General features: G+C 63.0%; 21 protein-coding genes. 7 read left to right on the forward strand and 14 right to left on the reverse strand.

The genetic code is table 11. The annotated features are described in order from the left end of the window. Positions 1-103: 103 nt before the first annotated feature. Complete coding sequence (locus ACIBJI_RS35575) at positions 104-505, reverse strand: hypothetical protein (RefSeq protein WP_396956202.1); 402 nt, start codon at positions 503-505, stop codon at positions 104-106. Positions 506-625: 120 nt separating this feature from the next. Here ACIBJI_RS35575 and ACIBJI_RS35580 point away from each other — a divergent pair, with 120 nt between their 5' ends. Further along, entirely contained in the window at positions 626-916 is a 291-nt protein-coding gene (locus tag ACIBJI_RS35580; protein WP_364341890.1) for a hypothetical protein, read from the forward strand. A 433-nt stretch (positions 917-1,349) separates the two neighbouring features. Here the strand turns inward: ACIBJI_RS35580 and ACIBJI_RS35585 are convergent, their stop codons facing one another. Together ACIBJI_RS35585 and ACIBJI_RS35590 are read right to left on the reverse strand one after the other, a co-directional pair. Further along, entirely contained in the window at positions 1,350-1,817 is a 468-nt protein-coding gene (locus tag ACIBJI_RS35585; RefSeq protein ID WP_364341892.1) for an NUDIX domain-containing protein, read from the reverse strand. Continuing rightward, positions 1,804-2,565 (reverse strand): DUF5919 domain-containing protein, encoded by a 762-nt coding sequence (locus tag ACIBJI_RS35590; protein WP_397087716.1) that lies wholly within the window; start codon positions 2,563-2,565, stop codon positions 1,804-1,806. The genes ACIBJI_RS35585 and ACIBJI_RS35590 overlap by 14 nt, the downstream gene beginning before the upstream one ends. Before the next feature lie 395 nt (positions 2,566-2,960). On the opposite strand from ACIBJI_RS35590, the gene ACIBJI_RS35595 reads away from it, so the two are divergent. Next, complete coding sequence (locus ACIBJI_RS35595; protein ID WP_364341896.1) at positions 2,961-3,275, forward strand: hypothetical protein; 315 nt, start codon at positions 2,961-2,963, stop codon at positions 3,273-3,275. A 295-nt stretch (positions 3,276-3,570) separates the two neighbouring features. After that, the gene (locus ACIBJI_RS35600; RefSeq protein ID WP_364341898.1) at positions 3,571-3,903 is read left to right on the forward strand and encodes a hypothetical protein; all 333 of its coding nucleotides are present in this window, start codon (positions 3,571-3,573) and stop codon (positions 3,901-3,903) included. Positions 3,904-4,049: 146 nt separating this feature from the next. On the opposite strand, the gene ACIBJI_RS35605 is transcribed toward ACIBJI_RS35600, so the two are convergent. From ACIBJI_RS35605 to ACIBJI_RS35615, 3 genes are all read right to left on the reverse strand, one after another. Continuing rightward, entirely contained in the window at positions 4,050-5,228 is a 1,179-nt protein-coding gene (locus ACIBJI_RS35605; RefSeq protein ID WP_397087719.1) for an McrC family protein, read from the reverse strand. Continuing rightward, positions 5,225-6,415 carry an AAA family ATPase gene (locus ACIBJI_RS35610; protein WP_364341902.1) on the reverse strand — a complete coding sequence of 397 codons (1,191 nt, stop codon included), beginning with the start codon at positions 6,413-6,415 and terminating at the stop codon, positions 5,225-5,227. Before ACIBJI_RS35610 ends, ACIBJI_RS35605 begins: the two co-directional genes overlap by 4 nt. 412 nt (positions 6,416-6,827) lie before the next feature. After that, entirely contained in the window at positions 6,828-7,289 is a 462-nt protein-coding gene (locus ACIBJI_RS35615) for a nitroreductase/quinone reductase family protein (protein WP_364341904.1), read from the reverse strand. Positions 7,290-7,392: 103 nt separating this feature from the next. On the opposite strand from ACIBJI_RS35615, the gene ACIBJI_RS35620 reads away from it, so the two are divergent. After that, the gene (locus ACIBJI_RS35620) at positions 7,393-8,013 is read left to right on the forward strand and encodes a TetR/AcrR family transcriptional regulator (protein ID WP_364341906.1); all 621 of its coding nucleotides are present in this window, start codon (positions 7,393-7,395) and stop codon (positions 8,011-8,013) included. 143 nt (positions 8,014-8,156) lie between these two features. Here the strand turns inward: ACIBJI_RS35620 and ACIBJI_RS35625 are convergent, their stop codons facing one another. Both ACIBJI_RS35625 and ACIBJI_RS35630 read right to left on the reverse strand, forming a co-directional pair. Further along, a complete protein-coding gene (locus tag ACIBJI_RS35625) occupies positions 8,157-9,560 on the reverse strand; it encodes a VWA domain-containing protein (RefSeq protein WP_397087722.1) in 1,404 nt (467 codons plus the stop codon). A gap of 364 nt (positions 9,561-9,924) precedes the next feature. After that, on the reverse strand, positions 9,925-10,815 hold the full coding sequence (locus ACIBJI_RS35630; RefSeq protein WP_397087724.1) for an AAA family ATPase: 891 nt from the start codon (positions 10,813-10,815) through the stop codon (positions 9,925-9,927). A 224-nt stretch (positions 10,816-11,039) separates the two neighbouring features. On the opposite strand from ACIBJI_RS35630, the gene ACIBJI_RS35635 reads away from it, so the two are divergent. Together ACIBJI_RS35635 and ACIBJI_RS35640 are read left to right on the forward strand one after the other, a co-directional pair. Beyond that, positions 11,040-11,339 carry a hypothetical protein gene (locus ACIBJI_RS35635; protein ID WP_364341912.1) on the forward strand — a complete coding sequence of 100 codons (300 nt, stop codon included), beginning with the start codon at positions 11,040-11,042 and terminating at the stop codon, positions 11,337-11,339. Positions 11,340-11,535: 196 nt separating this feature from the next. Continuing rightward, on the forward strand, positions 11,536-11,967 hold the full coding sequence (locus tag ACIBJI_RS35640) for a hypothetical protein (RefSeq protein ID WP_397087726.1): 432 nt from the start codon (positions 11,536-11,538) through the stop codon (positions 11,965-11,967). A 123-nt stretch (positions 11,968-12,090) separates the two neighbouring features. Here ACIBJI_RS35640 and ACIBJI_RS35645 read toward each other — a convergent pair whose 3' ends face one another. From ACIBJI_RS35645 to ACIBJI_RS35670, 6 genes are all read right to left on the reverse strand, one after another. Next, entirely contained in the window at positions 12,091-13,062 is a 972-nt protein-coding gene (locus ACIBJI_RS35645) for an acyl-CoA thioesterase (protein ID WP_396956491.1), read from the reverse strand. 142 nt (positions 13,063-13,204) lie between these two features. Further along, positions 13,205-14,410, reverse strand: a complete 1,206-nt coding sequence (locus tag ACIBJI_RS35650) for an alkane 1-monooxygenase (RefSeq protein WP_397087728.1) — start codon at positions 14,408-14,410, stop codon at positions 13,205-13,207. A 267-nt stretch (positions 14,411-14,677) separates the two neighbouring features. Then, positions 14,678-16,003, reverse strand: a complete 1,326-nt coding sequence (locus ACIBJI_RS35655; protein WP_364341920.1) for a lipase family protein — start codon at positions 16,001-16,003, stop codon at positions 14,678-14,680. Between the two features lie 308 nt (positions 16,004-16,311). Continuing rightward, positions 16,312-17,313: a ketol-acid reductoisomerase gene (ilvC, locus tag ACIBJI_RS35660; protein ID WP_174566238.1), complete on the reverse strand. Its 1,002-nt coding sequence runs from the start codon at positions 17,311-17,313 to the stop codon at positions 16,312-16,314. A 183-nt stretch (positions 17,314-17,496) separates the two neighbouring features. Then, positions 17,497-18,000, reverse strand: a complete 504-nt coding sequence (gene ilvN, locus ACIBJI_RS35665; RefSeq protein ID WP_062984804.1) for an acetolactate synthase small subunit — start codon at positions 17,998-18,000, stop codon at positions 17,497-17,499. Continuing rightward, the gene (locus ACIBJI_RS35670) at positions 17,997-19,925 is read right to left on the reverse strand and encodes an acetolactate synthase large subunit (RefSeq protein ID WP_397087730.1); all 1,929 of its coding nucleotides are present in this window, start codon (positions 19,923-19,925) and stop codon (positions 17,997-17,999) included. Before ACIBJI_RS35670 ends, ilvN begins: the two co-directional genes overlap by 4 nt. A 331-nt stretch (positions 19,926-20,256) precedes the next feature. On the opposite strand from ACIBJI_RS35670, the gene ACIBJI_RS35675 reads away from it, so the two are divergent. Next, positions 20,257-20,970: a PH domain-containing protein gene (locus ACIBJI_RS35675; RefSeq protein WP_396956227.1), complete on the forward strand. Its 714-nt coding sequence runs from the start codon at positions 20,257-20,259 to the stop codon at positions 20,968-20,970. The last annotated feature ends 80 nt before the right edge of the window (positions 20,971-21,050 follow it).

The following is a 21,050-nucleotide window of genomic DNA, read 5'->3' on the forward strand; positions in this document are numbered from 1 at the left end:
CGACAAACTCGCCGTCCGCTTCCTGGCTACCGTCCACATCGCCGCCATCGACCTGTGGCTACGGTGACCCGACTTTCGAAACACGACCTAGCTGGACGGACGATCACCGGGAATCCTTGGCGGCATCCGCTTCGCCCCCGGCACGCTGAACCGCGACCACCTGATTCGAATCCTCGTACAGGATCTCCCCTGGCGCACCGGAATCCAACCGCACCCACCCCACGCCATGTGCGTCAAGGATCGCGAGATACCCCTCCACCCGCCCGATCATCCCCACAGCCGCCGCATTGAACCACGACGCCGCTCCTGGATGAACCGCACGGTCGTAGATCCCAGGATCCACCTCACTCGGATCAACAAGATTCGCGTTGTACCAATCGTTGTTGACCCGCCGAAACCGCTCCTGCTCCCCTGTCAACACCCCCGCCCACGCCAACCCATTGACCAGCCCGAACACACCCGGATGCCGCCCATGCCGGTTCGCTTCCGCAGCTTCGAACCGCACAAACCGACGCTCGCTCACGAATCTGTTGTACCGCAAAAGATGTCACACCCTGCTGCAACACTTCTTGTAGTCAGCACGACCATCCGCTGACCTCTAGAAGCCGAAATCCTCGGGGGTCTGATGCTATTCGCCGCACTCATCACTATCTCGATCCTCTGCATCACCGCCGCAGTCACCGCCTTGACCGCATCCGTAGCCACCGACTCCCTCGCCACTAAAGCCACCCAAGCCGCCAAGTCCTGCTTCATCGGCGACAACCTCCCCACCGACGCTTACTTCACCACCCGCTCCCGCTCCACCCGCCTCTCCCAAATCTCCACCTGCCTGATGACTTCCGGCGTCCTCCTCTTACTACTAGAAGTAGCCTCCCTCGCTCTGGCCGCCTGGATGCATAAACACGCCGGCCGCTGAGCCCTCCCAGTCATGCAGTAGTAGGCACGGTTTCGATCGAGTTCGTCGGCAGCAACCAAGGCCGGTCACCGGGCGGCAGCGTACCGCTTCTGACCCCGAGATCCAATCGCGCACTCGTAGAACTCGTTTTGCCTGCGCCTATCTCGGAATACAGATGGACGTAATCCTCTTTCATGGAACGCTTCCGTCAGGCGTATGCCGACGAGTTCGCCGCGTTCCTCTCCACAGCGGCCGGCAAAGTTCACTCCTGCTCCCAGCCGATGTGCACTGCAGGCGTTCTATGTCGCTGAGGCGTGCAAACTTTCGCTGCATTAGCGCCGAAGTGTGGCGGTCGAATAAGTCCGCCGCTGACCCGGGCGACGATCACCGATCGACCGCCTAGCAGTCCTGCCGATCAACTGAAACACTCTGATCAAGGTCCTGAATTGCGACACTACCTGACGATGGGAGCCTTTCCAGATCGCCAGTCATCAATCCGTCTACGAATACTCGCCACCATAGGGAGCGTGTCGATTTCACATGTATCGAACCAGGCCACTTCCGTAGATTCATCGGACACGCGGATGGTTCCGCTGAGTGGCCGCCCCAGGAGACATATCGAAAACTCTTGTCGCACTTCACCGTTATCGTAGGCAAACACGTGGCCGGGGTTCGTGTAGGTGCCGACGATCCCGGTGATTTCGATATCGATGCCAGTTTCTTCCTTGGTCTCCCGGATACCGCACTCCGCGAGCGATTCGCCGAGTTCCATCTTCCCCCCGGGCAATGCCCACATCTCGTTGTCCACCCGACGCTGCAACAGGATCTGCCCGGTTTCGTCGACTACGACCACCGAAGCCGCCGGAACCAGGCTGTTCGCTTTGGGCGCATTCGGATCGTTCTCGTAATCACGTCGTGCCATGCTCGATCGCCTCCCAAATATTGCGGCCTCGAGACCACAAGTCTTCGACATGATCGGAGAATCGGTCGAACATACCGTCGTCCTGCTCACGTCTGAGATGGAACATCGGCGAGTCATGGCCCACTCGTCTCGCGAGAATCGGTGTCACGATCATGTCGTTGTCGAACCGAAAGACCGACAGGTTGACATGCCCGTTCGTGAAACGGCCCTCGATGCTGTCCACACCGCGCAGCTTGTGCAGTTCGCCGATGGTCACCGCAATACGTGTCGACAATGTAAGTGGGACATCCTCTTCGCGCTCGCGGGCTCGGGTTACGTCATCATTCGGATCGCCGATCAGGAATCGAATGCGGCAACCGTTCGCGGCCTTGCGGCGAAGGATGTCGGCCAGCTTCGCTTGTTCCAGCCACAAGAAGTACTTGGTGTAGCCCGCAAACGTCAGCTCACGGCTGGCTTTGGTGATCAACGATCGCCACAGCGAGGCCGGTGCGGCGGATCGGTAGGGAAAGACTTGAACGACTTCGCGATCCGGCCCGGTCTTCAGGGTTAGGCGCACAGCCGAAGGCCACAAGACTGCCTCCTCAGCTTCTAGAACTTCGCATACCGCCCAACGGTGACGGGCATGCGGTACGCGCGTGGGGTTTGCCAACCACCGATTAACCGTTTTGGCGTCGACTTCACATCTTTCGGCGAGCTGTTGTTCGGTGATCTTGGCCTTCGCCATGGCCTGCCGCAAAGCATGGTTCACGGTACGCCTCCCTCCGCCCTCGGGACAGCAGGGACTTTATCGTGAACCGTCCCAAACGTCCCCGAAACGCAGTAGGAACGCCCCGGCAACTGATCGACGCTGAAGTCACGCCCGAGAGTCGCGCCGACAGCAGTTCCCCTGGCAGTGAGCCAAGACTGCTGTCGTCGCCTCTGCACCACACGACAACAGATGCCAGAAGGGGAGGCTGCGATGAGTAAAGAACTGCCGCAACGCGTTCGGGGTCAATACTGCATACCGCCACGATTGATCGACCTGCCTCCAGTCGAACTCGTCACGCGTGTCGCCGCCGCCGTCGAACGATGGGCGGCCCAATCAGCTCAGTGTCGAGCTGCAGTGAGTTCTGGCACCGAACACCAGGAATGTAAGGCCTGATCATGCAGCGAACCGCGTTGCGTACCTCGCAAACCCGCGACGGACGCAAAGTCGCGATGTGGCAGCTAATCGGGCTTACTACCCGCATCCTGCGGGTGCAGCTGATTCCCGAATCGTTCACAGCACATCGACTGCCATCCAAGACCCCGCTCCCAGCCGTGCAACCAGGAACGATCCTGTTCGATGCCTACCCCGACCTGACCGACGCGCGACAGATGCTTCCAAAACACAGCGATCTGTGGGACGCCCTGCAGCACGACTACTGGGCGGCGCTGCTGAATCCGGCCGACATCGGCCGCGGGACGTCGGGAGCTTAGATCCAATGCCCGAGTTTCCTTGTCCACCAAACGTAATCGCGCCCTCTGTAAAGGCATTGCTTGCCACGTTCCACGAGGACACCGTCGAGAAGCTGCAACAGGCACCCTCGGACAGCCGGCCGGTACTCCATCGGGCGGACGGTTCGCGGTGTGAGGTCGGCGAGGATGGCTGGCCGACCTACAGCGGCGACGCGGACGAAGACAACTAATCGCCATCCTGCCACTCAGAACCACTGCGGGCAGACTTCGTACACCTCGACATCGACGCCCTACGCCCACCTGAAGGACCGATCCAATGATTGCTGCCGCTTTGATGAACTGGTTGCCCCGGCGTCACATGATGCCGCATGTCGAGGTGGTCATTGTCCGAGATCCCGATGGGCCAACCGAAGCACAGGTATTCGTCAATGGAGTCGAGCACGAAGCAACCATATTCAACATCGACGCAGGTGCCGGATGGGATTGGAGCGACTGGAAGGACATCAGAGACTCAAACCTCTCGGCTGCGTCGCCGAGTACTCGAGCGATCTTGCTGACCGCGTACGAAAATCCGCCCGGCGGCCATTACGTCGAGCGCGACAACGATATCGACTGGCTTGACGATCACCCTCCAAATTTCTTGCGATAGGCACTTTCCCGCAGATGAATGCCGACCAATCTTGTGGTGAAATCAGACAGGATCGACAGGAGGTTGCTTGGGCCTAAATGGAGTCGCGGACCAGGGGCGAGCTGGCTCCGGATTGAGCCACACAGGACCAGCGGAATTCCTCGCAACTACTTATGGAGGACTGTGCGTGCCAACGTGTCAATGGTCTTCAGCAGAGCGTTCGGAGGCAGGGAGAGATCGAGTGCGTGGCAATGGATAGTGATGTTGCAGGTCTTGATGGCGTGTTCGACTGCGGGCTCGTTGCCTTTGGCGTAGATCAGGTGGCCCTCTTTCAAACCGAGAACCGAGCAGTAAGCCAGCATCTGGTAGAGATCGGCTTCAGGAAATCCCTTCGGCTTCTCGGCCTTGTACTTCGCGTCCAGGACCGCCAGCGGGTCGCCATCAGCGTTGCACCAGACGAGGTCCGGGATGAACTTGATCCTCGACGCCGCGTCCATGTAATGATCTTTTTGGGTCTTCGGAAATCCTCCGAACTGCTGCATCGCCATGCTGATCGCGCCGGTGACGAAGTCCTCGTAGATCTTCCACATATCGAATACGAAGCCCGAGACAGCGAGAGGCCCGTGCTGCTGGCCGAACGAACTGTTGTCGAGGATCACTTCGGACAGCCGGAGAATATCGTGGTAACGCAGGTTGAGTCGGTTCAATCCGTACGGCGGTCTTCGTTCACGAGGTGAAACGATCGTTATCTCGTCCAGGACCGCTCGTATTCGACTGAGCTGCTGCCGCGCGCCGGTGCCGATATCCGGCATGCTGAGCAGGCGTAACGCGGCAAGCAGGATGACCCGATTCTCCGGAATATCCGCCGTGAAGTCGTCGTACTCGACGGCGATCGGGACCGGCAACCCATAGTTTCTGGTGATCTGCTCCTGGAATCGAACCCGCCCACGTACCACCGACAGAGAATCGGCAGTAGAGCGGTAACCACGCAACAACCCACGCCCAAAAGCATCGGATGCCCGGCGGACAAATGATTCCGCGACCGCTGGAAAGAGTCCGTCAGCCTTAGCGAGTCGGACGAACTCGTCGCGCCAGATCGTAGGGTTCGAACTGTATCCGATGAAGAACAGAATTCGATTCAGCTCGGCGATCTTCGGACGTACGTTGATCTGCACACCGCCCAGCCGAACCGAACCAACCTTTTGTCCGGGTTTGATTCGGTACCTGCCTCGCGAGATAGGACTTATCCCAGCGATTTTGACGCGGTGGAGGGCTTCACACTGATCGTCCGAAAGATCGATCGTTCCTGGCCGACCATGCTCGACAAGATCGACTGTTAGTGTCACAGTTGGGTATCCGGTTCAGCGTCTTGGGAAGCCACACGCTGTTCGATCTTGGCCAAAGCATATTTATCGTGAACGTCGATGTCGGTGTTGAAGTGATACTCCTCCATGAGCGGCAGAACGGTGGTGCGCCACGCAACGTCCATCCCGATCTTGGAAGTGGCGCCTCGGCGCATGAAGTACGAAGGGCCGATCTTGAAGTCTTCATCGGCGATGGATTCGTTCAGCTCATCCACGATGTCGGCAATCACTTCGTTTTCCCCATGGTACTTCAGCCAGTTCCGCAGCACGCTCCTTATCGGTTCCTTCGATGGATGCAAATGCACAAAAGCGAAACGCCGTCTCATCGCCGAATCGACCAGCGCGACAGAGCGATCGGCTCGGTTCATCGTTCCGATGATAAGCACGTTCTTCGGCAGGCTGAACATTTCTACCTTGTCGGAGTAAAGCAGATTTATGCTCTCATCCCGATATTCCAGCAGATAGTAGAGTTCGCCGAAGATCTTCGATAGATTCCCTCGGTTGACCTCGTCGATGATGAGGACGTACAGATTCTCTGGATCTTTCCGCGCAGTAGCAGCCAGTTGGCGCAGCGGACCCCGGTGGATGTCGTACGCGATCTGACCGTTCTCCGTTTCGACCGGACGGAACCCCTCGAAGAAGTCTTCGTACGAATACGAAGGATGGAACTGCACCATCTTGACGTGCTCTGCACCGGCCAGATGCTTCGCGATAGCCTTTGCGAGATAGGTCTTTCCGGTGCCCGGCGGACCATAGAAGATCAGTTGCGATCGGTCCCGCAGTAGGTCGATGCACTCCTGCAGCCACTCTTTCGGCATGTACAACTGCGCGGCGAGCTCGTCGGTGGCATCGAGGAACTCAGGCTCGACGTGGGCCTCGGCATCGATTGCAGGCTGATCCTCCACGACGGCAGCGTGCCTAGGCCGCCAAGCGAACCCGAACGCTGCGCTCAATATGGAGATCAGCTCTGCCGCATTCTGGCGGTTGAGCTGAATCGACTGACTGCTCTTGGGTGCAGACTCGCGCTGTTCGGATCCGAACGTCGACAGGTGGACCAGGGTTGCACCGTCAGGATCCTCGATCACCTTGTACTGACAGCTGACGGCGTCCTCGAGCTTGTGCGCCCGAACGTTCTGGGTACTGGGAACAATCTCGCGAATACGGGCCATCTGTCAGCTCTCCCCTAACTACCTTGCCGAACGCCGATCATTGCCGCGGTCGGAGCAAAGCGTGCGTGCACCAAACCGCTGAATCTCCCGCTCACAAGATCCGCGCAACACACCGGTCAGGTGATGCGGGTAGCACCCGAGTCAGAATAGCGTTCGACTCACACACAATTCCTGGGAAGACGCGGGAAGCGATTCGTGCTGTCGGCCATCGTGGCATCCGACACTCGACTCGGCTGGGGCACGCTCATAGTGGACGGCTGACGTACGTCTCGCCAAAGCTGCGCGGCAGGTCTTCGCGGCCAGTGGATCGGATGCCAGCCTGAGGGCTCGGGCGATCGCGGTCGGCGCGAAGACTATGGATTCGGACTAGTTGGCCGAGCAGTTGTGGGGAGGCGCTGAAGACCATGGCAGGTCACAAGGGGTGGAGGCGGACTATGGCGGTGCCTCGGGATAGGGCTGCGCGGAGGGAGGGGAGGTTTACGGTGCCGTCGGGGTCGAGGTGGATTTTGGCGAAGCGGCCGTGGGTTGGGTTTTGGGTGAGGATTTCGCGGTAGAGAGTGACGGCTCGGGGTTCGTCGGTGATGACTTCGTGGGTCGCTTGGATGTTCGTGCCGCGCAGGAGGATTCGGACGGGGGTGTTGGGGATGAGGTTTTGGCGCCAGCTGGCGGCCGTGCCGATGAGGAGGTGGCCTTCGTGTTCGGCGTAGCCGACGGGGTTGGCGTATTCGCGGCCGGTTTTGCGGCCGGAGACGGTGATGATGAGGAGCTTTTTGCTGAGTAGGGGGTGTAGTGGGGAGCGGAGGATGAAGCGGACGACGGCGTCGCCGATGCGTTGGATGCGGGATTGGGTGGTGGGGGTTTTGGTGCTGGTCATGGGGGTGGCTCCGGTGATCGGATAATTACTGAGTTGATACTCAGAAAATACGTCCGTGTGGGGCATACTGCAAGGGATTGATCGGCACGGAGAGGAGGTTGCGGTGGTGGCGGCTGCGGATGGTGCGCGGGGGCGGCGGGGCCGGCCTTCGACGGGGGTGCGGGAGTCGGTTGTGGTCGCGGCGCAGGAGATCTTGGTGGAGGCGGGGGTGGCTCGGTTGTCCACGAAGGAAGTTGCGAAGCGGGCGGGGGTGGCCGAGTCGAGCATCTTCTACCACTTCGGGGATCGAATGGGGTTGTTGCAGGCGGTGATTCAGCGGCATTTGCGGCCGGTGAAGGATGTGCTCGGGGAGGTCGAGCAGCTGCCTGAGTTGCGGGCGGGGCTGGTAGCGCTTGTCGAGGCTTTGGAGGAGTTCTTCCTGGATGCCATTCCGGTGATGGCCGCGGTGCAGTCGGATGTGGAATTGCGCGCGAAGTTCGCGCAGCGCAGCCGGGAGCTGGATATCGGGCCGCATCGTGCGGTCGACGCGGTTGTCGCGCATCTGTCGATGCCGCATGCCGACCAGCTCGTGTCCGCCTCGGTGGATCTACGAGCTGTCGCTGTGCTGTTGGTTGGTGCGGCGCATCAACGAGCGCTGCAACGTCAGCTGAGCCCACCCGACATAGTCGCGGCCCTGCCGACGCCGGAATCCGTCGTCGACACGGTTATGCCGATCTTCCGCTGACACCGTCATCGCGCCAGCTAATGGCGCGGTCGGCTCAGGGATGTTGAGCAGGGCACGGCGCAGTGTGTCCCAGTCCGCTGCATCCGACGCGGCGGGGGGTTACCGGGCGGTGGATCGCGTGGTCCGCTCATCGAACGGACAGGTCAAGCAGGCAGCAACCGACCGATTACCTCGGCGAGCTGTTTCACATTGCGGCATTCGTGCATGGTGATGAGGTCGGCATATATGTGTGCGGCGGAGTCGCCGGTCGACCAGGAGCGGGCGGGCTCGGGGTTGAGCCAGTAGGCGTGTTTGGCTCGGTCCGACATTGTTTGTAGAGCGGGGAGATTCGGGTCGGTGCGATTGGTGCGGGCGTCACCGAGGATGAGGAGGGACGTGCGCGGGCCCAGGGCGTCGAGGTAGTTGTCGACGAAGCTTTGGAATGCCTCGCCGTAGTTGCTGCTGCCGAAGCGAGCGACGTTGGTATGGCGGACGATTCGTGCGGCAAGGTCGGGGGTGGGTGGTTCGCCAGGGATGAAGTGGGCGGTGATTTCGTCGCAGGTGTCGATGAAGCCGAAGCTGCGGACCTTACTGAATTGGTCTTGCAGCGCCTGGACTAGTTGCAGGGTGAATTCGGCGAAACCCGTTACGGAGCCGGATAAGTCGGCGAGCACGACAAGGTCGGGGCGACTATGTTTGCGGGCGCGCAGGACCGGATCGATCGGCACACCCCCCGTGGCCATGGAGCGGCGAAGGGTTCGGCGCATATCGATCTGGCCCCGGACTGCTTTGCGGCGACGGGCGGCGAGGCGGGTGGCGAGCTTGCGCGCCAAAGGGTTCACCAGGCGGCGCATTTCGGCGAGGTCTTGGGCGCGGGCGCCGAGGAAGTCGACCTGGTCGGTGCTGGATTCGACGCCGCGGCGGGCGATGTATTCGGTGCCGCGGAGTTGGGCGGAGCGCAGGCGCGCCTCGGTTTGGACGGCGGTGCGGAATTCGCGGACGCGGCGGTCGGCTTCGATGGTGCGGACGGTGGGGTCGAGATCGCCGCTCATGCGCTCGCCGACGCGATCGATAAGTTCTTCTGGCCGTAGGGATTTCATGGTCAGATAGGAAGACCACCCAGCACCCGATGCGGTGGTGACCGGACTCGACGGCTCGCCCGTCCCGACTCCTCCGTAGCCGCCCAGTGCGGTAAGGGCCTGACGGGCGAGTTCGGCGACGGCGGTGCGGTCATCTCGGGCGAGTGCTTCCACCAAGCGGTCGCGAAGGTCATCGGTGGATTCGAGAGGCGCCGGGGTTGTCGGTTGCTCCGCGGTCAGGAAGTAGAGATCGAAGAGCTGGTCGAAGACGGCGCGCTGACCATTGCGGCGCAGGAGGCAGGCGGCCATGCCGGAGCGCAGGCGGTTCCGGTCGTGTAGGCCGAGCGCGAGCATTGCCTCGGCGGCGTCGATGGTTTCGCTTGGTCCCGCAGAGATTCCGTGGTCGCGCAGCAATCCGACGAACTGGACCAGGCGATCGGTCATCGTGTCGATGCCCTGCTCAGGGCTGCGCCGCCCAGATGACGTCACCACTCGTCACCCCCGCCATCGACGGCTGCGGTCTTTGTTGGCGTTCCACCCTCGTTTTGAGTGGCCTCACGGAGTACCGATCCCGAGAAGCGGTGCGACAGTTGACATACCGCCGCACCGAATGTTCGATGCGCACAACGCTTCCCCACTGCGACCGCCGAACCAACACTATCGGCGCTCCGAACCGCCTTGCCTACCAGCTGTACCGCTTGCCGGGTTCCGCAAGCGCCGCGGGTTCCCGCCAATGGATCCGAGAAGTCCTGCGGCAGTTGATGGCCGACGCGTGCCTGTTCGGCGCATCGCATACCCCGTCGGTATCCGCGTGCGGGGCGCGGGGGTTCGATCCGAATTGGAACAGCGGCGGTCATGATGGTCTGCGTTCGCGGGAATCGGGTCCCGGGAGTTCGAGGCGATCGATGGCGATGCGGTGGTCGGCTTGGTATTTGAGTAGTACGCCGAGGGTGGATTGGACGATGGCGCCGGTGAGGTTTCGGGCGCCCAAGGCTACGAGAGTCCTTGCCCAGTCGACGGTTTCGGCGATCGAGGGAGGTTTGCGGAGGGTGAGTTCGCGCAGGGCGGCGACGGTTCGCACTACCGGCTCACCCAGGGTTTCGTCGAGCTCGGGCACCTTCATGCGGACGATCGCGCGCTCCAACTCCGCTGTCGGATAGTCGATGTGGAGGTAGAGGCAGCGGCGTTTCAACGCTTCGGAGAGGTCGCGGTTGGCGTTCGAGGTGACGATGACGAAGGGCTTGCGCACGGCGGTTACGGTGCCGAGTTCGGGGATGCTGACCTGGTAGTCGCCGAGAACCTCGAGTAGCAGTCCTTCGAGTTCGATATCGGCCTTGTCGAGTTCGTCGATGAGCAGCACGGTCGGATGCGGATTCCGGATCGCGGCCAGTAGCGGACGCTGCAGCAGGAATTCTTCGGTGAAGACGTGGTCGCGGGTGCTGTCCCAGCTCTCGTTGTCCGTGGCGGTGATGCGCAGCAATTGCTTGGCATGGTTCCACTCGTAGAGCGCGCGGGCCTCGTCGATGCCCTCGTAGCACTGCAGGCGCACCAGGTCGGAGGTGGTGGCGGTGGCGATCGCCTTGGCCAACTCGGTCTTGCCGACACCGGCCGGACCCTCGATCAGCAGGGGCTTGCCCAGGTGACCGGCGAGGAACACCGCGGTGGCGATGTCGGTGGAGGGCAGGTATCCGGCGTCGGTGAGCCGCCGCGTCACCTCGTCGACCGAGCCAAAGAACTTACTCATCGGTAACAGTCTAGAACCAGCGGGTTTCCACTCCATCCCTGAGGCCGAAACCCACCGTCTCGGGGACTCGTCATACCAAAGGATGAATCTTCCTGAAATCGTGCTCACACCATTGCCATTCGACCGGGCGCGGCCGAGTGTGAACGTGCAAATCGTTGCGTCGCCGGGCTATCCGACGAGCGACGACGGCGTCTTCGCGGACGCGCAGATAGAAAGGATCCACGGTGTTCTCGAGAACGACTTCCCGCCGATTGACCCGGGTGGCCATGGCCGGCGCCCTCGCGGCAGTCCCGTTGACCGCACTGGCCGTTCCCGCCTCGGCCGACCCTGCCGCCAGCGACCCCGGTGTGACCGAAGTGCGGCACCCGCACAATAACGATTGGGATTGCGACCGCCCCGGCTTCTTCGACGACTGGAACCACAGTCCCGGCCGCTGGGACGACTGCGATCTTCCCGGCCGCTGGAACGACCCGTGGCGATTCCCCCGCCACCTGTTCCCCCGTGGGACCTTCGGCAGCAGCTGATCGAGAGCAACCGGCCCGGCACCACAGGTGCCGGGTCGTTGTCGCCCGGACCCCTGAGAAGCAACCGACTTAGGATCGATTCGACTCGGGGGACACCCCTACGCCAGTCCCATCGCCACTCATACTTTCGACTGAAATTTCCCTGAATCCCACTGTGGCAGGAGATTTTTCGGCGTGCACACGCAAGAGTGAAAGCATGACAATGACGCCTCGCCGGATGCTGGCCCAGGTGGCCGTGGCCGCCGCTCTCATCACTGTTCCCTTGACCACCTCGGCAATTCCGGCGGCGGCCGCACCAGCAACGGGGTCCGCAGGATCAGGGCAGACGGATGACTGCGAAAGCGCCGAGCACCGGGACGAGTGCGAGCAGGCGTGGCGGGACGAGCAGGCCCGGCGGGACAGGGAGGCTCGCGACTGGGCGCACAATCTGAACAATCCGGCCAACCCCATGAGCCCCTTGAACCCGAACAACCCGGCCAACCCCAACAGCCCGGCCAACCCGCAATACCAGTGGGAGCACAGCCTCAATAACCCGGCGAACCCGATGAGCCCGCTGAACCCCAACAATCCGGCCAACCCGAACAGCCCGATGAACCCCCGCAACCAGCACAGACCCGATAACAGCTAGGCCGTGCCGCAGTGGTCCGGCCTGAACCGAGCCGGACCACCGCGGATCCGCGCACCAGGGTGGTCCGACCTCAGCCACACGTGACCACGGCGGATCCGCACACCAGGCAGCCACCACGGAATGTCACGGCATCGGCACCCGGAAATGGTTGGGCTCGGCATCCGCGGGCACATCACTGGCCTGCGTGAACCGCTCCACCTCGGCACGCAATTCGATGAGATGCCGCGCATGCGCATCGAGCGCCTCATCTTCCGCAGAAGCCGGAACCCATTGGCGCACCGGCCGTGCCTTACCGCTCTCATCGACGGCGACGACAACCGCGAGACCGTGCGCGGCGAGCGCCGGTTCATCGGAGTGCGTATCCGTCGACGTCACATGCACGCTGACGTGCATACTCCGCGGCCCGGTGTGAATCAGCCGCGCACTCACCTCGACAATATGTCCGATGACAATCGGCCGGTAGAATCGGATCCCGCCGAAATACGACGTAATCACGTGCTGCCCAACCCAATCGGCACCACAGATATACGCCGCCTCGTCGATCCACTGCATAGTGCGGCCGCCGTGCACCTTGCCGCCCCAGTTGATATCCGAAGGCGCGGCCAGGAATCGCAAAATCGACCTCGGCGCTGTGCCCGCCGCCGTGTACTGCTGCGCGGCCATCGCCTCCTCGATTCGCTTGCGAACCGAAACCCGTGCCCGCGCTTGCCGATGCCGCTCCAGTTCCAGAATCGACGTCGGATTCCATTGCGGCACTTCGACAGTCCGCCGATTGTCATCGATCGCGACGAAGATCGTCAGGCACTGCGCCGTCTGCACCGGCTTGCGTCGCGTGGGGTCGGTCGAATAGACGCTGACGAGAATATGCATGCTGGTGCGCCCGGTGTGCACGAGATTCGCATGCAGTTCGACCAGCTCACCGACCGCGATCGGGCGGTCGAGATGAATATTGCCGACGTAGGCGGTGACGCAGTAGCAACCGCTCCACTGAGCCGCCGCCGCATAGGCGACCTTGTCGATCCATTCGAGTAGCTTGCCGCCGTCGACCGAACCGGCGATGCCCGCATCGGCCGGTTTGACGAGAAAGCGGTGGATAGCCTCGGCTCGGCGACCGGCCGCAGCCGGACTCGGAACGGATCCGGGGACAAGGGTGCTGGATGAGATGCTCACGACTCACGATCTGTTCGGTTGACAATTCGACTCCGCTGTCCTCGCCAGACAATAGGCAACCGCGCCGCTACGGGCGAGTAGTCACCCGCTCCGGTGCGGCGGCCCGTGGACGTATCCGGCGGAGCGAGAGGAGATATCGTCTGTTTCGGGGTTTGGTGTTGACGAGGTTGATATCGCCGCCGTAGTGGGCCAGCACACGACGATCCATGACCGCGCGCCAGATAGGTGGGACGATCGCGAACAGGATCATGCTTGCGTAGCCAGCAGGTAGCTGTGGCGCCTGTTCAGAGCTGCGCAGGGTCTGGTAGCGGCGGCCCGGATTCGCGTGGTGGTCGCTGTGCCGTTGTAGATGGAACAGGAAGACGTTCGTGACCAGACGGTCACTGTTCCAGCTGTCACGCGGGGAGCAGCGCACGTAATTGCCATTGCGACCGCGCTGGCGGAGCAGACCGTAGTGCTCGACGTAGTTCACCGTCTCGAGCAGCCCCGCGCCGATCAGCGCCTGCAGTGCCAGAAATGGGATCACCGCAGGCCCGAAGAGCAATATCAGCGAGCCGAACAGCACGGCACTCATCGACCAGGCCTGCAGCAGATGATTCTCTCGGCTGAACCAGCGCTTTCCCTTACGGGACAGGCGTTCACGCTCCAAAACGATGGCCGAGCGGAAGCCGCCGAACATACTGCGCGGCAGGAACTCCCACAGCGATTCGCCGAATCGGGCACTTGCCGGATCTTCCGGCGTCGCGACGCGCACGTGATGGCCACGGTTGTGCTCGACGAAGAAGTGCCCGTAGCCCGATTGCGCCAGAGCGACTTTCGCAAGCCAGCGTTCGAGGTGCTCGACTCGATGGCCGAGTTCGTGGGCAGCGTTGATGCCGATGCCTGACACGAACCCGAGCGTCACGGCCAAACCCAGCTTGTCCGATACGCTCAGCGCCGGTCTGGCCCAGAGATATCCCGCGATCAACAGGCCGATGAACTGTAGCGGCAGGAAAAGGTAAGTGCACCAACGGTAGTAGCGATCGTTGGACAAGGACTCGTAGTCCTCGTCGCGCGGATTGCTCCCGTCATTCCCTATCGCCCAGTCCAGCAGCGGGATCACCATGAGCACAATGATCGGGCCGATCCACCAGAATATTTCGAGGCCCGTATGGACCACCAGTTGTGAAGGAAGTACCGAGCAAGTCGGAGCGATCAACCCCAGTATCCACAGATACCGCTTGGGGTCGCGTCTTTCCGTATTCTCGAAGATTGACATATCCGCCTCGGGCATCCAACAGAACAACACCGACAGAGGGGTCCGGCCGCGGGAATCCGTTGCCGTAGAACTTGTCGCTACAGAATAGCTGCGTCCGTGCGGGCTGCCGGCAATCTGTCGAAATCGACATTCTGACCTGGCGGCTTTCCGCAGCCGAGTAGCGCATCATCGCCGCGCCCGTGGTTGCCGCGGCCGGAGATCGAACGCGTAATCGGTGCCCGGCGGCGGGTTTCGGCCTCGAAACCGGCCCGCCGCCGCGTATTACGCACGAAAATCACCGTGCTACGGCAGCGCCGCGCAGTTGGATGGGGCGGGCATGCCCGCGAGCCGATCGGTCAACCACTGCTGCGAGGCCGCCAGCGACGGGAAGAACGCCATCACGTGGGTGCCCGCGAGTCCGGATACGGGAGGAATTTCGGTGTTCGCTTCCAGCTGAACGGGCACGCCGCCACCACACCAACCAGCGGCCATTTCGCGCACCGGCGCAAATGGCGCTCCCTCGTCGTTCAGGGCTGACGCGGCAAGTACCGGAATGGCCGGGGCACGTGTGCCGATACGCTGCTCGGCGAATGCCTGTTGCAACGCCGGAGACCGATCGATAACAGCGGTCAGCGGTTCTCCACTGATGGTCCAATCGGACGTGCGCTGATGTTGCTGGGCCAGTCCGAACGGAACCGCGCATTTGCCAAGGGATTCGTTCAGGATCGCCTTGCCGATATCGTTGAGTTCGGCGTCGAGCACCGGGCGGGTTTCCGGGTAGTCGGCGGCAATGCCGTTGAGTACCCAGGCGAATGCCGGTGCCATAGCGGCGCGACCGTCGTTGTATCCGATGAAGTATTCATCGTCCACGACCGGCCCACCGATGTAGGCGCCGCGCACATTCAGATCGGGGGCGTAGCTCGATTGCAGCTCGGCCGCACCGGCGGAGGCCATACCGCCCTGCGAATACCCGTAGAGAATGACCGGCGTGCCGGGATGGAGGCCGGTGCCGGGTAACTGCAGCGCGGCGCGCGCGGAGTCCAGTACCGCGTGGGCTTGTGATTTCCGGTTGAGAAAGTCGTGCACATCGGGCGTACCGAGACCGTGGTAGTCGGTCACCATTACCGCCATACCGCGGTTGAGCAGTGCTTCGATTGCAACCAGATCGTATTCGAAGATTATGTCCAACGGAGGCTGGAGCTGGACGACCTGCGACATCAACTTCGAGGGCGCGCATTGATCGCCCTGTCCCTTGGTACCGCCCGCGTACGCGATCAGCGGCCGCTCGCCGGGGCCGGTCCATGGCACGTTCGGCTGCAGATACGTACCGACAACCGCCGTAGGCGCATCGTGGGTATCACTGCTGACGTACATGATGCGCGTAGCCGCTGCGGGGACCATTCCCGGCTGTCCGGGCGCCGACATTGCCATCTGCGCCGGTTCGGCGCGAACGATGGTGCCCCGCCCGTCCGGCAGTGATGGCGGTGGAAGATAGAAATCACCGGCCTCCGCGACCGGTTGCTCCCCGGGCGGTTGCGTCCATGCGTGTGGTGCGGTGACCGTCCCACCCCCGACCCCAATGAGGGTTCCCGCTAAAGCTGCTGTCAATCCAAATACTCGGCTGCGCATGATTCGATCCTTCCTGCGATTTTGGAAGTACCCATGGCATCTTGAATCGGATAGTGAGATTATCTGGAGACGGATCGGTTTTACGTGAATCCCGCCGAGAAAGACAGATCCGCGACGGCCTCGAACCCCGCAAACACCGAGGTCAATTAAGCGTTGGTTCGAGACTCCTCGATTTCGGTCTTCGGTCGAGGCCGATATTCCTCAGGTACCGCGGAACCGGCAGTTGCGTGGCCGCGGAATGGCGAGCCGCCAAAACACAGTGGCCCACCCCGAACGATCGGGATGGGCCACTGTGGCGTCAGCGCGTATTACGCGGTTTCGGTGATCGGGCGGTCGACCCAGCTCATCAGGCCGCGCAGCTTGGCGCCGGTGACCTCGATCGGGTGCTCGGCATTGGCCTTGCGCAGCGCCTCGAGCTCCTTGTTGCCGCCCTCGACGTTCGCGACGAGGCGCTTGACGAAGGTGCCGTCCTGGATGTCGCGCAGGATGTCCTGCATGCGCTTCTTGGTGTCGGCGTCGATGACCCGCGGACCCGACAAGTAGCCACCGAATTCGGCGGTGTCGGAGACCGAGTAGTTCATGCGCGCGATGCCGCCCTCGTACATCAGGTCGACGATGAGCTTGAGCTCGTGCAGCACCTCGAAGTACGCCATCTCCGGCGCGTAGCCCGCCTCGACCATGACCTCGAAACCGGTCTTGACCAGCTCTTCGGTACCACCGCAGAGCACGGCCTGCTCACCGAACAGGTCGGTCTCGGTCTCCTCCTTGAAGGTGGTCTTGATGACGCCGGCGCGGGTGCCGCCGATGCCCTTGGCGTAGGACAGCGCCAGCGCCTGGCCCTCGCCCTTCGGGTCCTGCTCGACCGCGATCAGCGCCGGAACGCCCTTGCCGTCGACGAACTGGCGACGCACCAGGTGGCCGGGGCCCTTCGGCGCGACCATACCGATGGTCACGTTGGCCGGGGGCTTGATCAGGCCGAAGTGAATGTTGAGGCCGTGGCCGAAGAACAGCGCGTCGCCATCCTTCAGGTTGGGCTCGATGTCGTTGGTGAAGATCGACGCCTGGGCTGTGTCGGGGGCCAGCACCATGATCACGTCGGCCCACGCGGAAACCTCCGCCGGGGTGCCGACGGTCAGGCCCGCCTCTTCGGCCTTCGGCCGCGACTTCGAACCCTCAGCGAGGCCGACGCGGACCTCGACGCCGGAGTCGCGCAGGCTCAGCGAGTGCGCGTGCCCCTGGCTGCCGTAGCCGATGACAGCGACCTTGCGGCCCTGGATGATCGACAGGTCGGCGTCGTCGTCGTAGAACATCTCGACTGCCACTGTAGGTTCCCTTCGGATCATCCCCGCCTCGGCGGGGAACACCTGTTCGGCACAGGTGATGAGTTTGCAAAATTCGGATCGAATCGGGTCCCCCGCGTGCGCGGGGAGCGCGGCACGCCGACCGTCGATCGCAGCAAGACTAGCTGGTCGTGATGATCGACGGATCAGGCGCTAGCGCGTCGCTGTGATGGATTTCGGCCCACGGCCCACGGCCACCACACCGGACTGCACGATCTCCCGGATGCCATACGGCTCGAGCATCCGCAGCAGCGCGTCGAGCTTGGACCGGGTTCCGGTCGCCTCGACGGTGAGCGCGTCCGGCGAGACGTCGATCACCTTCGCCCGGAAGAGCGTAACCGCCTCGATGACCTGGGTCCGCACGCTGGCGTCCGCACGCACTTTCACCAGGATCAGTTCGCGGGCGACCGAGGTGTCGGCGTCCTGCTCGACGATCTTGATGACGTTGATCAGCTTGTTGAGCTGCTTGGTGACCTGCTCGAGCGGCAGATCCTCGACCGTGACGACAATGGTCATGCGCGAGATCTCCGGGATCTCGGTGCCGCCGACCGCCAACGATTCGATATTGAAGCCGCGGCGGGAGAACAGCGCCGCGACCCGTGCCAGCACGCCCGGCTTATCCTCGACCAACACGCTGAGGGTGTGAGTCGTGCTCACTGTTCGGTCCCCTTGTTCTTGTCGTGCGACATCGCCTCATGGATGACGGCGGGCTCGGCGGCCTGCTCGTCCTCGTCGAAGAGTGGGCGGATGCCGCGCGCGGCCATGATCTCGTCATTGCTGGTGCCCGCTGCGACCATCGGCCACACCTGGGCGTCCTTGCCGACGATGAAGTCGATCACCACGGGACGGTCGTTGATGGACTGCGCCTCGCGGATCGCGGCCTCTACGTCCTCCTCGCGCTCGACCCGGATGCCGTGGCAGCCGAGGGCTTCGGCGAGTTTGACGAAATCGGGGATGCGCAGCGTGTGCGTGCCCAGATCGGTATTGGAGTAGCGCTCCTCGTAGAACAGGGTCTGCCACTGGCGGACCATGCCGAGGTTGCCGTTGTTGATCAGCGCGACCTTGATCGGCACGCCCTCGACGGCGCAGGTGGCCAGCTCCTGATTTGTCATCTGGAAGCAGCCGTCACCGTCGACCGCCCACACCTCTTTCTCGGGCGCGCCCATCTTGGCGCCCATGGCCGCCGGAACGGCGTAGCCCATGGTGCCGAGACCACCGGAATTCAGCCAGGTGCGCGGCTTTTCGTACTTGATGAACTGCGCGGCCCACATCTGATGCTGGCCGACGCCCGCACAGTAGATGGCATCGGGTCCGGCGAGGCGGCCCAGCGCCTCGATGACGAATTCCGGCGACAGTGAGCCGTCGCTCGGCGTCGTCCAGCCGAGCGGGTAGCTCTTGCGGATGCCGTCGAGGTACTGCCACCAGTCGGTGAGGTTCAGCTTCGGCACACCGGAGGGGTCGGCCTTCAGCGTTTCGATCAATTCGACGATCACCTCGCGGCAATCGCCGACGATCGGGACGTCGGCGTGCCGGTTCTTACCGATCTCGGCCGGGTCGATATCGGCGTGGATGATCTTGGCGTCGGGCGCGAAGGAGTCCAGCTGACCGGTGACCCGGTCGTCGAAACGCGCGCCGAGGGTGATCAGCAGATCGGACTTCTGCAGGGCGGCGACCGCACCCACGGTGCCGTGCATGCCCGGCATACCCATGTTGAGCTGGTGGCTGTCGGGGAACGCACCCCGCGCCATCAGGGTGGTGACCACCGGAATGCCGGTCAGCTCGGCCAGTTCCAGCAGCTGGGGCGAGGCGTCGGCCTTGATCACGCCGCCACCGACGTAAAGCACAGGCTGCTTGGACTCCAGGATCATCCGCGCGGCCTCGCGCACCTGCTTACCGTGCGGTTTGGTCACCGGGCGGTAGCCGGGCAGCCGCATCTCCGGCGGCCAGCTGAAGGTGGTCTGCGCCTGCAGCACATCCTTCGGGATATCGACGAGCACCGCGCCCGGACGCCCGGACGAGGCCAGGTAGAAGGCCTCCGCGATCATGCGCGGGATGTCGATGCCCTCGGTGATGAGGAAGTTGTGCTTGGTGATCGGCATGGTGATGCCGGAGATATCGGCTTCCTGGAATGCGTCGGTGCCGATCAGGCTGCGCCCGACCTGGCCGGTGATGGCGACGATCGGAACCGAGTCCATCTGCGCGTCGGCGATCGGGGTGACCAGGTTGGTCGCGCCCGGACCCGAGGTTGCCATGCAGACGCCGACCTTGCCGGTGGCCTGCGCATAGCCGGTGGCCGCGTGCCCCGCGCCCTGCTCGTGCCGGACGAGGACGTGACGGACCTTGGTGGAATCGAAGAGCGGGTCGTAGACCGGGAGAATCGCGCCGCCGGGAATGCCGAATACCGTGTCGACGCCGAGCTCCTCGAGGGAGCGGACGACGGACTGCGCGCCGGTGACCCGCTCGGGCGGGACCTGGCGGCGGTTCGCCGCGTTCGCCGGACCGCCAGCGGGCGCGGCCTGCTGATTCGCCGAAGGCGCCGGCCTGCGGGCCGAGGGCCCGGGCCGTGCGGTTGGTGCACTCACCGTCTTCGTTCCTAACTGCTCGTACTAGACCCCGGACAACTGTGCTTGCACGTGGTGCCTTGCGAAGCGGCCACATGCCAGGACTTTTGTCCCGAACACAAAAAAGCCCCCGACAGCCATGGCTGTTCGAGGGTGGCGCGTCGCAACGCGAGCTGACGTATTCGACTCAGGCAGTCAGGCTCAACGCTGGACGCGCCGGCCGATTACGAGCAACTCGTTTCGATTCACGCGCATGACGGTATGTGTGCGCGAGTCGATCAGTCAAACAGGTCTCATTATGTGAGACCGAGCGGGTGCTCGAGTCCGTTCACCATGATGCGAGGATGGTGGTGTGTCATCACCGCATCAGTCCGTGCCACCGGCTAAATCGTCCCACACGCCCGAGGCGGGATCGGAGACGGGTAGTTCGCCGCAACCGTCCGAGCCGAAGCGGGCGGTGCAGGTCATCCGCATTACGCAGATGGCCTACCTCGGTGTGGTCGTACTGCTGTTCTGTGTCTTCTTTGCCTTCGTCGGCTGGCCGATCGGACTGTGGTGGCTACTGCTGCTCCCGGTCGCGGCGGCGGTATGGATCGAACGCACGCGTACCACGGTGGCCGAGGACGGGCTGGATCTGCGCACTGTTTTCGGTTCTCGGCACCTGGACTGGGGGCAGGTCGCTGGGGTCAGTATTCCGAAGCGCGGATTCGTGCGTGCGCATCTCAGCGACGACACCGAGGTGAAACTGCCCGCGGTGAGCTATGACCGGTTGCGTGATCTGATCCGCGCGTCGAACGGTCGGATTCCGGATCTTTTCGCGGCGGAGGCGGCGGCGCGGGACGCGGAGTACGCGGCGCGCAAGGGCGGGGACGAGGCGCAGGCGACCAAGGCCGGAGCGGAAGCGCCCGAGGCCGAAGCCGAGGCGGAATCAACCAAACCCGAAGCCGAGGCGGAAACGGCCGAGACCGGACCCGAAGCACATGCGCGCAAAGCCGATGCCGGTGCGGAGGGGACCAGCGCCGATGCCGAGGTACCTGCCACCGACACGCGCGACTCCGACTCGTAGCGGTTCACCGGCGCTGGGGATAGCGACCGCCGCCGGTAGGCTCGCCGCCGGATGCGCGATCCGGTGACCGCGTCGGACGG

The sequence above is a fragment of the Nocardia sp. NPDC050408 genome (assembly GCF_044458905.1).
In the GTDB taxonomy this organism is placed as follows: domain Bacteria; phylum Actinomycetota; class Actinomycetes; order Mycobacteriales; family Mycobacteriaceae; genus Nocardia.

Excerpts from the sequence above, each read along its gene's own strand:
- ACIBJI_RS35580 (WP_364341890.1), top strand. The coding sequence starts at position 626 with ATGCTATTCGCCGCACTCATCACTATCTCGATCCTCTGCATCACCGCC.
- ACIBJI_RS35650 (WP_397087728.1), bottom strand. The coding sequence starts at position 14,410 with ATGCCCGAGGCGGATATGTCAATCTTCGAGAATACGGAAAGACGCGAC.
- ACIBJI_RS35615 (WP_364341904.1), bottom strand. The coding sequence starts at position 7,289 with ATGACCAGCACCAAAACCCCCACCACCCAATCCCGCATCCAACGCATC.
- ACIBJI_RS35600 (WP_364341898.1), top strand. The coding sequence starts at position 3,571 with ATGATTGCTGCCGCTTTGATGAACTGGTTGCCCCGGCGTCACATGATG.
- ACIBJI_RS35585 (WP_364341892.1), bottom strand. The coding sequence starts at position 1,817 with ATGGCACGACGTGATTACGAGAACGATCCGAATGCGCCCAAAGCGAAC.
- ilvC (WP_174566238.1), bottom strand. The coding sequence starts at position 17,313 with ATGTTCTACGACGACGACGCCGACCTGTCGATCATCCAGGGCCGCAAG.
- ACIBJI_RS35595 (WP_364341896.1), top strand. The coding sequence starts at position 2,961 with ATGCAGCGAACCGCGTTGCGTACCTCGCAAACCCGCGACGGACGCAAA.
- ACIBJI_RS35655 (WP_364341920.1), bottom strand. The coding sequence starts at position 16,003 with ATGCGCAGCCGAGTATTTGGATTGACAGCAGCTTTAGCGGGAACCCTC.
- ACIBJI_RS35640 (WP_397087726.1), top strand. The coding sequence starts at position 11,536 with ATGACAATGACGCCTCGCCGGATGCTGGCCCAGGTGGCCGTGGCCGCC.
- ACIBJI_RS35630 (WP_397087724.1), bottom strand. The coding sequence starts at position 10,815 with ATGAGTAAGTTCTTTGGCTCGGTCGACGAGGTGACGCGGCGGCTCACC.
- ACIBJI_RS35610 (WP_364341902.1), bottom strand. The coding sequence starts at position 6,415 with ATGGCCCGTATTCGCGAGATTGTTCCCAGTACCCAGAACGTTCGGGCG.